Genomic DNA, 14306 nt, shown 5'->3' on the forward strand with positions numbered 1-14306 from the left:
TATTTTACACCCACGCGCCAAAGTGCAGGATTAGTTAGACCAATCAATAGTTAAACGATGTATTTAGCTCGCCATCGCCTCTTTAGGCGGAAAGGCTGGCGCAAACAGACCCAGCGATTTTGCCTTTTCGATCATACCCATGATGTCTTGATCGGCAAGTGCATCCAAATCATCGGCTTGCTCTAACACATAATAGATAGGCTGCATTATATCGATGCGATAAGGAGTGCGTAACACATCTATAGGATCAAACGCTTTGCGCTCAGGCTTATCACTTTCAAGCGCATACAAGGTCTCTCCAGGGGATGAGAGTATTCCACCGCCATATATTCTCAATCCTTGCGCAGTCTTCATCAAGCCAAACTCAACAGTAAACCAATACAACCGCGCGAGGAATATACGGTCTTCCTTACTTGCTTCCAGGCCGAGTTTGCCATAGGTATGGGTGAAATGCGCGAATGCCGGATTAGTCAATAACGGGCAATGCCCAAACAACTCATGAAAAATGTCTGGCTCCTGCAAATAATCAAACTCTTCACGAGTTCGAATGAAGGTCGCCACAGGGAATTGTTTATTGGCTAGTAAGCGAAAGAATTCACCAAACGGGATTAACGCTGGTACTTCTGCAGTTTGCCAACCAGTGGTTGCCATTAATACTTCATTTACGTCGGGTAATTGCGGAACCTTTTGGGTATCCATGCCGAGCAGGTCGAGGCCTTTTATGTACTGGTCACAGGCGCGTCCATCCAGCAACTTGACTTGCCGCTCGTGCAATTCTGACCAGATTTGATTTTCTTCATCAGTCCAAGCGATGAAACCTTTCGAATCGGACTGCTTTGATTTGTACTGAGTTTGCTTTTTCATAACCACTACGTCACAACAAATAATAGCGACAGTTTAATGCTTTGCGACGGCAACATCAGTGTTTCCCCCGTAACCCAATTTACCAGAATGTAACAGTTTTTTTACACCCAATAAAAAACCACCGCGACGGTGGTTTTTTCAATATCTTAGCAATATCAAATTACAAGCGACTTAACTCTCGGTTCAATTGGAACTCCTTCGAGGTCACGTATGACTCAATCTTACGAAGTCTTTCTTCTGCACTGCGATAGCGTTGTTGAATATCGTAAAACGCCTGTTTAGGTGGCTCGCCCGCCTGCCAAACTCTAGCTTTTACTTCAATCGGCTTACTCTCTGCACCACTAACCCAGCCTTTACCTTGTGTTTTATGTGACGCTGCTGTGTAACCTTTACCTGTATGCATGCCGTCCCCAACCTTCGGCTTTTTGTCCATGATGAACCAACATGCAACATAGGCAACGAAGATAAACGGACCCGCCAGCAGAAAAAAGCTAGTCACAGTCAGAATTCGAACCAACCAAGTTTCGATCCCAAAGTACTGGGCGATCCCTGCACATACTCCAGCAATCTTGCCATTCGCTTCATCTCGATAAAGGGTTTTGTTTATGTTCATACTTTTTCCCTCCACTGCGGCGCTTCAGTATCTAAGATAGACTCTAGCGTATTTATCCGCTCACTCATTAGCTCAGCTTTATTAGCCAACTCTTGCAAGCGCATGTACTCTTCTTGACTCAAGCCTTGATTGACTTGCTTCTTACTGCGGTAATGCAAGATCAGCCAGATAGGTGCCACGAAAATTAAAAACAACAGTATCGGGGCTACAATTATGGCGATAATTCCCTCATTCATGTGAATACTCCTCAATCACTCAATGCGTAAATGCTAACCGAGACTGGTGTTTATTTCTTGGCTTTTGTTTTCGCTTGCATCTTTTTCTTCAATGCTGCGAGTTCATCATCAACTTTTCCGTCTGATTCTAAGTCAGCAAATTCATCTTGCAGGGTCTTTTTGCCTAAATCATAGGCTTCAACTTGTGACTCTAAATCATCAATTTTGCGCTCATACTGCTCGAAACGCCCCATTGCTGAGTCAACTTTGCCGCTGTCCAGGCTTTTCTTAACTTCCAAACGTGAACTTGCAGTCTTCTGACGCATTACAATGGTTTTCTGACGCGCTTTAGCATCCGCCAATTTGTCTTGTAACTGTGCCGTCTCATCCTGTAGTTTACTGATTTGTTCTTCAATAATGGAAAATTCTTTTTCTAACGTACTGGCCGCGTCTTCACATTTACTTTTTTCTTGTAAAGCAGCGCGTGCAAGATCTTCACGATCCTTGCTAAGGGCTAATTCAGCTTTCGCTTCCCAATCCGCTGCTTCAGCCTTTAATTTAGCAATTTGTGCGCTTACTTCTTTTTTCGAAGCAATCGTTTTAGCTGATGCTGAACGTACTTCAACAAGTGTATCTTCCATTTCTTGGATAATAAGGCGAACCATTTTTTCTGGATCTTCTGCCTTATCTAATAAAGCATTGATATTTGAATTTACGATGTCTGAGAAACGCGAGAAAATTCCCATGTTTAATACCTCTTGGTTAAAACTCATACTAAAAGTCTGGATAAACTTATTCAAATACGATGCCAACAAAATGAACGCGCTAACTCTATGTTTTTAATACAGTTATGACTACTACATAAAAACACTATCATTTCATTGATAATCAATTACACTAACAGTTAGCGAAATTAACCAATCTTTTAAGCAAATGAGTCGATTTAGCAAGCAAGACAATTTACTCGGCCAAGCCAATGCGTTTTTAGAGGTTCTGGAACAAATCTCACAGATTGCTCCATTAAATAAACCCGTATTGGTTATCGGCGAGCGTGGTACCGGAAAAGAGCTAGTCGCGGCGCGCTTGCATTACTTGTCTAAGCGTTGGGACCAAAATTATCTCAAACTCAATTGTGCCGCATTAAGTGAAAGTTTGCTTGAATCAGAATTATTTGGATACGAAGCGGGAGCATTTACCGGTGCTACCAAGCGACGCGAAGGCCGTTTTGAAGTGGCCCATAACGGTACATTGTTTCTCGATGAACTTGCCAATACCTCAGGTATGATCCAGGAAAAACTCCTGCGTGTGATTGAATATGGTGAATTCGAGCGGGTTGGCGGATCGCGCCCAGTTAAGGTTGACGTGCGTCTTATCGCTGCCACTAATGAAGATTTGCCCAGTTTAGCAGATAGCGGCGAATTTAGGGCCGACCTGTTGGATCGCTTAGCTTTCGACGTTATTACTATTCCGCCTTTGCGCGAACGTCGTGAAGATATTTTGATGTTGGCAGAACACTTCGCAATCAATATGACGCGTGAATTAGAACTAGAATTATTTAGTGGTTTTACTGAAAAGGCTAAACGCACGCTATTGGACTATGACTGGCCGGGTAACATTCGCGAATTAAAAAACGTGGTAGAACGTGCAGTTTATCGAGCCAACAATCCTCATCTCCCTGTCCACGAAATTGTACTCGATCCCTTTGTGTCAATTTACCGTCCGAAAAAACGAATTAAGACCGTTGACCGACAACCTCAGGCCAACGATCCAGTGGAAGCTTCTGAAGCTCAAGCACTACAATCTGCTACTGTGCCAGAAAATTCTGTAAAACCACTGACAACGCCCAGTGAAGCATCACTTGAATACCCCATAGACCTCAAGCAAGCGGCTCAGAATTTTGAAATTGAGTTAATCCAACAAGCCTTGCAAGACAGTCAATTTAATCAGAAGAAAACGGCAGAAAAGTTGTCGCTCACCTATCATCAGTTACGTGGCTATTTGAAAAAATATAATTTACTTGAATCAAGCGGTGCGCAAGACGGTGATGATGAAGCTTAAGTTTTTACTGGTTGTTTTGAGTGCAACGAGCTGTCTTGCCTGCACGCCGGTGGAACAGGCAGCAGGACGCGACAAAGGGGTGGTGTTTTGTTCTGAAAGCGATCCCAATACATTTAACCCTCAATTGGATACTTCTGGCACCACAGCTGATGCTACCGCCCACCAAATCTATGATCGGCTGATTGATTTTGATCAGGAAACAGGCACTATTATGCCGGCACTAGCAGATAGTTGGTTAGTGAGTGACGATGGGTTGGTGTACACCTTTCAGTTACGCCGTAATGTGCAATTTCATCAGACCGAATACTTCACCCCGTCGCGCAGCTTCAATGCTTATGATGTATTATTTAGTATCAACCGTTGGCGCCAGCCCGAGCACCCCTACAATAAGGTTTCGGGTGGCAGCTATCCGTACTTTCAAAGTCTCGGTTTGGCGGAAATTATTGCCGATGTTAAACGTATCAACGGCTATCGAGTAGAAATTCACCTTCGCCGCCCTGACAGTGCGTTTCTGGCCAATTTAGCCACCGATTTTGCGGTTATACTTTCCGCAGAATACGCTGAGCAGCTATTAGTCAAGCAACAAACTGACTTAATAGATAAACGTCCCATCGGCACTGGTCCTTATCGTTTTGTTAGCTACCGACCTAATCAATACGTACGTTACGCGCGCCATGAAAATTATTGGCAACACCCAGTGAACAATCAACATCTGGTATTTGACATCACGCCCAAAAGTGCATTGCGCCTGGCGAAATTAATCACTGGCGAATGCGATATTTCAGTTTTCCCAGCGCAAAGCGAGTTAGATACCATTCGTGAAAATGAACAACTCATGTTGCTTGAACGGCCTGGGTTGAATGTAGGTTTTTGGGCTTTCAATACGCAAAAACCGCCGTTTGATAATCCCGATGTCCGGCGCGCATTAGCCATGGCAATAGACAAGAGCACACTGCTGGATACTGTATACTTTGGTAGTGCGAAACGCGCGACTAGTATATTACCTCCAACCTCATGGGCGTATCAGCCTAACGCCGATGATATCAACTATAATCCCGTGCAGGCAGAGCGGCTACTGCGAGCTGCCGGCATTGAGCCGGGCTTCAGGATGACGCTTTGGGCAATGCCCGTGCAACGTGCGTATAACCCGAACGCCATGAAAATGGCGCGCCTGATGCAAGCCTACCTCGCCGAGGTAGGTGTGGTTGCGACTATTGTCAGTTACGATTGGACAACCTTTCGAAATAATCTCCAACAAGGCATGCATGATTCAGTCTTGATAGGTTGGTCAGCTGATAATGTTGACCCCGATAATTTCTATCGCCCACTCCTCACATGCAGCGCTATTCCCAGCGGGACGAATCGCGCGATGTGGTGCAACAAGGCCTACGATGAATTAATAGAGCAAGCGTTGTTGGTGAATGATACTGAGCGGCGTCGACAATTGTACGCACAAGCGAACCGTATGTTATACGAAGAGATGCCATTGATGCCTATAGCTCACGCGTTTCGTTATCAAGCACAGCGACGCGGCGTAGAAAATGTGGCTATCAACACCTTTGGTGGCGTGCGATTAGGTGAGGTAGAGAAAAGTAATGATTAGTATTTTTCTGCGCTACCTTAACCTTCTGGTGTTAACTTTAATCGTCATTACGGTTTTTTCTTTTGGCTTGGCTTATCTTTTCCCTGGTGACCCCTATACCAACCTAACCGGTCTGACTGATGCTGAGGGCATGCGTGCATTCCATCAACAAGGAGTTATCAGCGCTTTTGGCGGGTATGTTGAAGCAATAATTAATGGGCAATGGGGGCAAAGTCTTAATACCGGTCAATCCTTGTATACAGAAATCACCCTTACCCTGCCAGCGACCTTAGAATTAAGCTTTTATGCTTTGCTACTGGCCCTAGTGATTGGTTTACCCTGTGGTTTCTTGGCTGCTCTCAATCCGCACAGAACAATTGATTACGGGGTGCTTGGGATCAGTGCGGTTATGTACTCCTTTCCCGTATTTTGGCTGGCTATGCTGTTTGTCCTAGTGTTTAGTTTAACCATGGGGTGGCTGCCAATGTCAGGACGTATCAATCTATTGTTGGATGTCCCGCATCAAACCGGGTTTATCTTGATTGATATTGCACTCGCCGACGATATTGATCGATCCGTTGCTTTCAGTGATGCTATCAAACATATGATTTTGCCAACCGTTTCAGTGGCAATAATAACCATGGCGACGATAATCCGAGCGGTGCGTCGGTCAACCATAGACGTGATGCGCAAGCCTTATATTATTGCGGCTCAGTCGCGTGGTTTAAGTAATGCACAAATCTTTTTTAAACATGGTTTGCGCAATGCCTTACTGCCGATATTACCAATTCTTGCGATGCAGGTGACGGCAATCATTACCAACGTCATGATTGTAGAATCTATATTTTCCTGGCCAGGTATAGGTAACTGGCTATTACAAGCCATTTACCAACAAGATTATCCCGCGATCCGCGCGGGAATGTTAGCGGTAGCAGGTGCAGTCATTGTCGTTACTATTTTTATCGAGTTATTGAATCGGTTAATCGACCCAAGCAGGGAGAAGTTCGAACGTGTCGCGCTTTGATCTTTACCAAGACGAACATCATCCCTCCCCATGGCAACAAACGTGGCGAGAGTTTAAAGACAGTCACGTAGCAATGGCTGGACTCATTATGCTGGGTTTATTCACGCTTATCGCGATCATTGGGCCATTACTTGCACCCTACGATCCACTAATGCAAAACACCGATACCACGCTAGTTCCACCGTCTTGGGACGCCAGCGGTACGGTGCGTTATGTGCTAGGTACAGATGCACTTGGAAGAGACTTATTCTCACGTCTCATATATGGCGCACAAGTTACTTTTGGTACCAGTGTGATGCTAGTTATCGTTGCCATGTTAGTGGGGGTTGCAATTGGCGTCATGGCTGGGATGAGCAATGGCGTTAGAGCCAGTATCATTAATCACCTGCTTGATGGACTCATGGTGATCCCAACATTGCTGTTGGCCATCATTATTGTCGCGATTGTCGGCACCGGTTTGGTGAATAGCATGTGGGCGATCACTCTCGCGCTGATCCCGCATTTCGTGCACCATACGCGTAATACCATTCGTGAACTCATGAAAAAAGAGTTTATCATTGCGACAAAATTGGATGGCGCGAGTAAACCGCATATATTCGTCTACTCATTGTTGCCTAATATGATTGAAATGCTAGTCGTTCAAGGTACTATCGCTTTGTCCATTGCGGTGTTAGATATTAGCGCATTAGGTTTTCTAAACTTAGGGGCACAGGGCACAACAATTGAGTTGGGAGCAATGCTCGCAGAAAGTCTCAATGTGGTTTATATCGCTCCTTGGAATATTGCACTACCCGGTTTGACGATCTTTCTGATGGTATTTTCAATCAATGTAGTTGGTGATGGGTTGCGAGCTGCATTAAAACGACGACTACGACACTAATGGCATTACTTGACATTAAAAACCTTACTCTTGAGATTGACACCGAGTCAGGCTGGATAAAGGCATTGGATAAGGTCAATCTGCACGTTCGAGATGGCGAAATTCAAGCGCTCGTAGGTGAGTCGGGTTCAGGCAAAAGTTTAATCGTTAGAGCCATTTCCGGCGGTCTCCCGCAGCAAATGCGTTTGACTGCCGACCGGCTAACGTGGCGCGGTAACAATTTATTGGCTATGTCGAGTGCCCAGCGCCGCGAAATTATGCGCCGAGATATCGCTGTCGTGTTCCAAGATCCTTTAGCAACTTTAGACCCGACCGTGTCGCTGGGTGAGCAGTTAGAAGAGAGCGTGCCCCGCGAATTTGTGGGGGGTGGCTGGTTTTGGCAAAAACAACAGAAACGCAGAAAAATTGCCACGCAACTGATCCATAAAGTGGGTCTGCGCGACCATCAAAGTATTATGCGCTCATTTCCTCATCAGATAACCAACGACATTGGGCAAAAATTTATGATCGCAATGGCGTTGGTGTCTCAACCGGCTTTATTGATCGCTGACGACCCAACACGCGGCATGGAGGCAACTACCAAAACTCAAATTTTGAAGTTGTTTAAACGGCTGAATCAAACGAAAGGATTAAGTATTCTGTTTGTCGGTCACGACCTGCTAGCCATTTCGAGTATGGCAGATTCAATGACTGTGTTATATAGCGGTCAAACCGTTGAGTCGGGACCGCTAAAACAACTGCAAAGACGTCCTTTGCATCCCTATACCAAAGCGCTGCTCGACAGTGCGCCGAGTTTTAGAATCGATTTACCACCAAAGTCGCCTTTAGTTACATTACCAGGAACCATTCCTACCTTGCAGCATTTACCCATAGGTTGTCGCTTAGGTCCGCGTTGTGACCGTGCACAGAAAACTTGTGTGCAAACGCCATCAGTGCGCAAAATACACGACCATGAGTACAGTTGTCACTTCCCGTTGCATACGAAGTCATCATGAATACACTACTTTCGGCTAAGGCGCTGACTTACAACCCCAAACAACACTCAATCTTTGAGCGAGATACGGGTAAAGCATTTGTTTTAGGACCTATTGATTTAACCATCGAACGAGCTGAGACCGTGGCTATTATTGGTGGTAACCGCTCAGGTAAGTCGGTTTTAGCTAAGCTTTTGTGCGGCGCGTTAATGCCTACTTCTGGGGAGATTGTATTCCATCAAGACGCCCTGCAAGATAACAGTAGTGCCCAAAGGCAATGGCAGAAATGCCAAGTCCGAATGATATTTCAACGCAGTTCTGAATCGTTAAACCCGGCGTTAACTATTGGTGGAATTCTGCAGGAACCGTTAAAGCTTAATACTAATTTAAGCGCCAGCGAACGTGACGAGCGGATTGAACAAACTCTGACACAAGTCGGTTTACTACGTGAACACTATTTCTTTTATCCACACATGTTATCGGATGGACAACAACAGCGTGTCGCCATGGCGCGGGCCCTGATTCTAAACCCCAGTATTATCGTTGCTGATGAGCCGTTTGCCGCACTAGATCCATCTGTACGCTCGCAAACGGTCAACATGATCCTGCGCTTACAACGCGATTTAGGTTTATCCTTCGTCTTTATCAGTCACAATTTAGGCATTGTCCGTCATATTGCTGATCGTATGCTAGTGATGGACAATGGTAAAATCGTCGAATCCGGCAAAACCGACACACTCTTTCGTTGGCCCAAGCATGAGGTGACCCAGAAACTCATTTCCGCCCACCAATCATTGCTACCACAATCACAACGGACAAAGTAATCAACTGGCGACACCGGTTTCTCTGCTAGAACAGATTACAAATTAGCTCACCAGCATACACTCTCGCTAACCCACCAGTGACAGCAAAATACCCGCTGCTACTGCAGAGCCTAATACGCCAGCTACGTTGGGGCCCATCGCGTGCATTAATAAGAAGTTATGAGGGTTTGACTCTAACCCAACTTTATTTACCACCCGCGCAGCCATGGGAACGGCACTCACTCCAGCAGCCCCAATCAAAGGGTTAATCGTGCCGCCGCTGAGTTTACTCATGATCTTAGCCATAATGACCCCTGCTGCTGTGCCGATTGCAAATGCCACGGCACCTAAACCCAAGATCCCTAAGGTTTCCACGGTAAGAAATTTGTCTGCCGATAGCTTGGAGCCAACGGCCAAGCCAAGGAAAATGGTCACAATATTAATCAGCTCATTGCGTGCGGTGTTGCTTAAACGCTCAACCACACCACATTCACGCATTAAATTGCCGAAACAAAACATACCAACCAAAGGTGTCGCCGTTGGGAGGAATAAAATCGTTAGCAACAACACCGCAAGTGGAAACAATATTTTTTCCCTTTGAGATACCGAGCGCAGCTGTTCCATTTTTATCGCGCGTTCTTCAGGAGTCGTTAATGCCTTCATAATCGGAGGCTGAATAATCGGTACCAAGGCCATATAAGAATAGGCCGCGACTGCAATGGCTCCGAGCAAGTCTGGCGCAAGCCTGGAGGCAAGGAATATTGCAGTAGGTCCATCTGCACCACCAATAATGGCAATAGCAGCAGCATCCTTTAAACTAAATTCAAAACCAGGAACTGCATTTAGTGCAATAGCCCCAAACAGGGTGGCAAAAATCCCAAACTGGGCTGCAGCCCCTAACAATAACATGCGAGGATTTGCTATCAGGGCGCCAAAATCGGTCATGGCACCTACGCCCATAAAAATCAATAACGGAAATACGCCGGTTTCAATACCAACCGCATAAATGTAGTGTAGCAAGCCACCCGCTTCAGAAAACCCTGCTAAGGGAATATTAGTCAGCAATGCGCCAAAGCCAATCGGGAATAACAAGAGCGGTTCAAACTTACGTACAATGGCCAGGTATAGCAGTAATAACCCGACCGCCATCATTACTAACTGCCCAGTTGTGAAGTGTGGCAAAGCTGTGCTCTGCCACAGGATCATTAGTTTTTCCATGGGTTATACCACTATTAATGCTTGGCCAGATTGCACACTATCGCCTTCAGCCACACTCACTTGAGAAACAGTACCGCTAATCGCACTACGAACTTCCGTTTCCATTTTCATAGCTTCTAAAATGATAACCACTTCACCTTCTTCAACTTGTTCACCCGGCTTAACGAGGATTTTCAAAATAGTCCCAGATAAAGGCGCGTCAATTGATTGAGCAGACGCGGACGTATTTACCGTGGTTTGCTGTGCATTCGGGAGCGCGGCAGCTGGTTGAATTGATTGCAATTCACCACTAGGCGCTACATCAACGTGATACAATGTGCCATTCACATTAACGTCATACGATGCGCTTGCAGTTGCTGCATGGCTTGTTTGAGTTGCTGCCGGTTGCTGACTCTCTGACTCAGCCCCAGGCACCGGTTCAAAGGCCTCTGGATTGCCGCGGTTTTGCAAAAACTTAAGCCCCACTTGAGGGAACAAAGCAAAGGTGAGAGTGTCATCAACAACCGCATCAGCGAGTTGAAAGCCTTCAGACTTTGCAAGACTCTCCAAATCTGCCTGCAAGCTCTCTAACTCAGGCGCCAAATGGTCTGCTGGGCGATCGGTTATTGGTGAGCCGCCTGCCAGCACGCGTGCTTGTAGGTCAGCATTTACGGGTGCGGGAGTTGCACCGTATTCACCTTTTAAAACACCGGCTGTCTCTTTACTGATCCCTTTGTATCGTTCGCCAGATAAAACATTCATTACTGCTTGTGTGCCAACAATTTGTGATGTTGGCGTAACTAATGGAATAAACCCCAAGTCTTCGCGAACCCGAGGGATCTCATCAAGTACGTCGGCAAATTTATCTTCGGCGCCTTGCTCACGTAGCTGATTTTCCATATTAGTTAGCATGCCACCAGGCACTTGAGCAGACAAAATACGCGCATCGATACCTTTGAGACTGCCTTCAAATTTTGCGTACTTGCTGCGCACTGCACGGAAGTGATCAGCGATTGGCGCCAGTTGGTCTAAATTTATTCCAGTATCTCTGGGGGTATCTTGCAACATAGCCACAATGGTTTCGGTGGCAGTATGTCCATAGGTCATACTCATAGGCGATATCGCTGTATCAAGCATGTCGATTCCGGCATCAATCGCTTTTTGATACGTCGCCGTACTTAAGCCGGTTGTGGCATGACATTGCATGGCAATCGGCACGTCCACAGTACGCTTCAGCTCGGTTATCAGAGTTTCACATTCGTAGGGTTTAAGTAAGCCCGCCATATCTTTAATACAGATACTGTGGACGCCCATATCTTCAAGTGCTTTTGCCATATCCAGCCACATTTGCAAGGTATGCACTGGACTTACGGTGTAGGAAATGGTCCCTTGTGCATGAGCACCTATATCAACTGCTGTCTTTATGGCTGTTTGTAGATTTCGTACATCATTCATCGCATCAAAAATACGAAAAACATCGACGCCATTGGTGTGTGCACGTTCGACAAATTTGGCTACTACATCATCTGCATAATGGCGATAACCCAATAAATTTTGTCCGCGCAGTAGCATTTGTTGACGAGTATTAGGCATGACAGCCTTTAGCTCACGAATGCGCTCCCAAGGGTCTTCTCCCAAATAGCGAATACATGCATCAAATGTTGCTCCACCCCAAGATTCAACAGACCAGTACCCCGCTTTATCCAGTTGTTCAGCCACAGGGAGCATATCCTCGATACGCATACGCGTGGCTAATAATGACTGATGTGCGTCTCTTAGCACTAGCTCGGTTAACGCTAATGGATGGCGCATAAGATCTCCTTGGACTGATTATTTTGATTGGCGGTATTGGTGAACTGCTGCCGTTATGGCCGCTACGACTTGCTGATCAGGATGGCCCGCTTGGATCGACTTATTCGGTTTCGCTGGGGCAGGCACTTCGGGTGGAGGAAAACGTTCCACAAAGCGTTTTAGCACACTCATTGCCACAATAAGTAGCGTTAAGAATGCAAACACAGAAACCATACCAACGCCCATAAGGAGGGCGGCTTCACTGAGCTGTGATGTTAAGGAATTAACTGGTGGCATAACTAATCCTGAACATAGTTAGTTGACTAACATTAATCATGCATAAGTAACATGTGACCTATACATTTGCAATCGCCGCAAACACCAATATGCATAAAAATATACCTGGCAGGGTAAAAGCCCGAACATACACACTATTTATTCATTATTTTTACATATTTATCACAACCGCCGATTTAAAACTCATACTCAATGGCAAATCTCAAGGTATGATTTTTACCCGAGTGGGCGATTTCAGTTATAAACCCAGATTCCCATTTAATCTGTTCTTGGCCGTCAATCCGGTATACCCCCATGAAGCCGGGACCAATACCGACAAAATCTTCACCGGTGTATAGCTCAAATGAGGGCTGGACAGCAGGTAAGTAGCGATAGCGATATTGCAACCTAAACTCAGTTTCCCACTCACTAGCTATTGTTTCGCCCCATTCTCGGATGAGGAAGAGATTCATTGTAATACTGGTTTTGCCAATTTCTTTTTCAAAAATTAATCCGGCCGTGGCTTCATAATTGTCGAGCGCTTTACGCTTTTCAAATTCGAAAACGGCTCCCCAATCTGCCCAATACTGGCCCTGTTGAGTGAGCATCCAACGGGTTTCTATCTCGTATCCGGCAAGTTCAAAATTAGCGTCCTCATCACGCTCACCAAAGAGGTAAAATTCTAGTGTCACTGATTCACTTAATGCATGCCCATATCCTACTCGTTGAGCCAGCACATTGGCGTCGTCAGTTTGACTAGACATGAAACGCCACTCAAATTCACGTTCATTCGCAGTGACGTAAGGGTGATAAACTTTATCGACTACCATACCGTCGGCCAGAGCACTAGAAGCCCAAATAGCAACAAAAATGATTAACCACCTACGCATGGCGATTACTCCTACCTTGACGATTGCCAGATGTTATTCGCAAGTAATAGAAAGCTAACGGCGAGAACATAGCTAACAGATAAACCAGCAAAAAGTGTAACGAGGGTGATGCTTCATAACCGATAAGTGTGTTTAGCACGTGTCCGTACTCAGAACTATCTGCGACCCAATGATTGAGATTGACTACGGGTGCTCCTAACGAAACAAGGTCAACCTGCGCCAGTAATCCTGTGACTTGAGCCAACTGCCCAGCGATAAAGGCAGTCCAAAGGAGCAATACTATGGCGGAGAATGAAGATTGATAGAGCTCATTAATTAAAAAGTGAAAAATAATTGCGAAACTAAAGCAGATCCCAAGCCCAACGACTATCCCCATTAATACGGTTTGCAACGCTTCAGCATGTTGTAGATATACTCCAAAGAAAATAAACAGTTCTATCAATTTGCTGGCCACTAATGCCGCAGAGCCAAGTAACAGCAACGTATTTGCTAATGCCGAGCGCGTCGCGCTATACAAACAAATTGCTGCGCCCAACGCTAATCCACCATAGGCGACTATAAGCATGGCCGCATTGAATACTTCCAGGCCAGCGCCAGCAAAAGCTGCAGCAATCGATTGAATGAAAAATATCGTAATTGTGGCCAAACCGAATCCCGGCAAAAACCATTGTTGCCAGACCCCAGCAGCAATAATAGGTTGTCGAGTCAATACCGCGAGATAAGACAACAGAATAACGATAGGCAAAAAATCCCGTAAAAAAACAATCACTGTATTAGTTAGCATTGACGTCCTCCTTCACAAGGATATAACCGCGCGCTGAAACCGGATGGTATTCACCAAAATATTCATAGCGTCCTGGAGGTAAAGGACCAATAAAAATCGTTGAGCTACTATTAGCGAAAATAACCCGCTCACGATTGAGATCAAAGCTATCGAATTCTTCTGCGGTCGCATCTCGATTGTTGATAACTAAGCGAATTTTGGTGTTCGCCGGGATCACCAATTCACTGGGAGAGAAAGTATGCTCAACAAGCTCTAGCTCGAAAACCTGCCCTTGCGCCAAAACCGCGCTCGCATACACAACCAGCAAACAAGCCAAAGATCTTTTAAGCGTGCTACTTAATAACTTGCCCTGCAC

At 45.6% G+C, this 14306-nt stretch carries 16 protein-coding genes; 6 read left to right on the forward strand and 10 right to left on the reverse strand.

All coding sequences use genetic code 11. The features are described from left to right. Nucleotides 1-63: 63 nt before the first annotated feature. The 4 genes from phhA to pspA all read right to left on the reverse strand — a co-directional run bounded on the left by phhA (nucleotide 64) and on the right by pspA (nucleotide 2438). Nucleotides 64-864: a phenylalanine 4-monooxygenase gene (gene phhA / locus CSH92_RS01045; RefSeq protein WP_100655747.1), complete on the reverse strand. Its 801-nt coding sequence runs from the start codon at nucleotides 862-864 to the stop codon at nucleotides 64-66. A gap of 160 nt (nucleotides 865-1024) precedes the next feature. Beyond that, entirely contained in the window at nucleotides 1025-1477 is a 453-nt protein-coding gene (gene pspC, locus CSH92_RS01050) for an envelope stress response membrane protein PspC (protein WP_100655748.1), read from the reverse strand. After that, nucleotides 1474-1713 carry an envelope stress response membrane protein PspB gene (gene pspB, locus CSH92_RS01055; RefSeq protein ID WP_100655749.1) on the reverse strand — a complete coding sequence of 80 codons (240 nt, stop codon included), beginning with the start codon at nucleotides 1711-1713 and terminating at the stop codon, nucleotides 1474-1476. Before pspB ends, pspC begins: the two co-directional genes overlap by 4 nt. Nucleotides 1714-1763: 50 nt before the next feature. Next, the gene (gene pspA, locus CSH92_RS01060) at nucleotides 1764-2438 is read right to left on the reverse strand and encodes a phage shock protein PspA (protein WP_100655750.1); all 675 of its coding nucleotides are present in this window, start codon (nucleotides 2436-2438) and stop codon (nucleotides 1764-1766) included. Between the two features lie 187 nt (nucleotides 2439-2625). Between pspA and pspF the strand changes: the two genes are divergently transcribed. From pspF to CSH92_RS01090, 6 genes are read left to right on the forward strand one after another with little or no spacing between them, the layout of a single operon-like run. After that, nucleotides 2626-3750 carry a phage shock protein operon transcriptional activator gene (pspF, locus tag CSH92_RS01065; RefSeq protein ID WP_100655751.1) on the forward strand — a complete coding sequence of 375 codons (1125 nt, stop codon included), beginning with the start codon at nucleotides 2626-2628 and terminating at the stop codon, nucleotides 3748-3750. After that, a complete protein-coding gene (locus CSH92_RS01070) occupies nucleotides 3737-5353 on the forward strand; it encodes an ABC transporter substrate-binding protein (RefSeq protein WP_100655752.1) in 1617 nt (538 codons plus the stop codon). The genes pspF and CSH92_RS01070 overlap by 14 nt, the downstream gene beginning before the upstream one ends. Next, entirely contained in the window at nucleotides 5346-6356 is a 1011-nt protein-coding gene (locus CSH92_RS01075) for an ABC transporter permease subunit (protein ID WP_100655753.1), read from the forward strand. Before CSH92_RS01070 ends, CSH92_RS01075 begins: the two co-directional genes overlap by 8 nt. After that, on the forward strand, nucleotides 6343-7236 hold the full coding sequence (locus CSH92_RS01080) for an ABC transporter permease subunit (protein WP_100655754.1): 894 nt from the start codon (nucleotides 6343-6345) through the stop codon (nucleotides 7234-7236). Before CSH92_RS01075 ends, CSH92_RS01080 begins: the two co-directional genes overlap by 14 nt. Further along, nucleotides 7236-8231, forward strand: a complete 996-nt coding sequence (locus tag CSH92_RS01085; protein ID WP_100655755.1) for an oligopeptide/dipeptide ABC transporter ATP-binding protein — start codon at nucleotides 7236-7238, stop codon at nucleotides 8229-8231. Before CSH92_RS01080 ends, CSH92_RS01085 begins: the two co-directional genes overlap by 1 nt. After that, nucleotides 8228-9034, forward strand: a complete 807-nt coding sequence (locus tag CSH92_RS01090) for an ATP-binding cassette domain-containing protein (protein ID WP_100655756.1) — start codon at nucleotides 8228-8230, stop codon at nucleotides 9032-9034. The genes CSH92_RS01085 and CSH92_RS01090 overlap by 4 nt, the downstream gene beginning before the upstream one ends. A 66-nt stretch (nucleotides 9035-9100) precedes the next feature. Here the strand turns inward: CSH92_RS01090 and CSH92_RS01095 are convergent, their stop codons facing one another. The 6 genes from CSH92_RS01095 to CSH92_RS01120 form a co-directional block, all read right to left on the reverse strand. Next, complete coding sequence (locus CSH92_RS01095; RefSeq protein WP_100655757.1) at nucleotides 9101-10231, reverse strand: sodium ion-translocating decarboxylase subunit beta; 1131 nt, start codon at nucleotides 10229-10231, stop codon at nucleotides 9101-9103. Nucleotides 10232-10234: 3 nt separating this feature from the next. Further along, the gene (oadA, locus tag CSH92_RS01100; protein WP_100655758.1) at nucleotides 10235-12022 is read right to left on the reverse strand and encodes a sodium-extruding oxaloacetate decarboxylase subunit alpha; all 1788 of its coding nucleotides are present in this window, start codon (nucleotides 12020-12022) and stop codon (nucleotides 10235-10237) included. A gap of 18 nt (nucleotides 12023-12040) precedes the next feature. Further along, nucleotides 12041-12298 carry an OadG family protein gene (locus CSH92_RS01105; protein ID WP_100655759.1) on the reverse strand — a complete coding sequence of 86 codons (258 nt, stop codon included), beginning with the start codon at nucleotides 12296-12298 and terminating at the stop codon, nucleotides 12041-12043. 176 nt (nucleotides 12299-12474) lie between these two features. Beyond that, nucleotides 12475-13167: a hypothetical protein gene (locus CSH92_RS01110; protein ID WP_100655760.1), complete on the reverse strand. Its 693-nt coding sequence runs from the start codon at nucleotides 13165-13167 to the stop codon at nucleotides 12475-12477. Continuing rightward, nucleotides 13160-13951 carry a hypothetical protein gene (locus CSH92_RS01115; RefSeq protein ID WP_100655761.1) on the reverse strand — a complete coding sequence of 264 codons (792 nt, stop codon included), beginning with the start codon at nucleotides 13949-13951 and terminating at the stop codon, nucleotides 13160-13162. Before CSH92_RS01115 ends, CSH92_RS01110 begins: the two co-directional genes overlap by 8 nt. Further along, on the reverse strand, nucleotides 13941-14306 hold the full coding sequence (locus tag CSH92_RS01120) for a cupredoxin domain-containing protein (RefSeq protein ID WP_240612699.1): 366 nt from the start codon (nucleotides 14304-14306) through the stop codon (nucleotides 13941-13943). Before CSH92_RS01120 ends, CSH92_RS01115 begins: the two co-directional genes overlap by 11 nt.

Source organism: Neoalteromonas flava (genome assembly GCF_002807685.1).
In the GTDB taxonomy this organism is placed as follows: Bacteria; Pseudomonadota; Gammaproteobacteria; order Enterobacterales; family Alteromonadaceae; genus Alteromonas_E; species Alteromonas_E flava.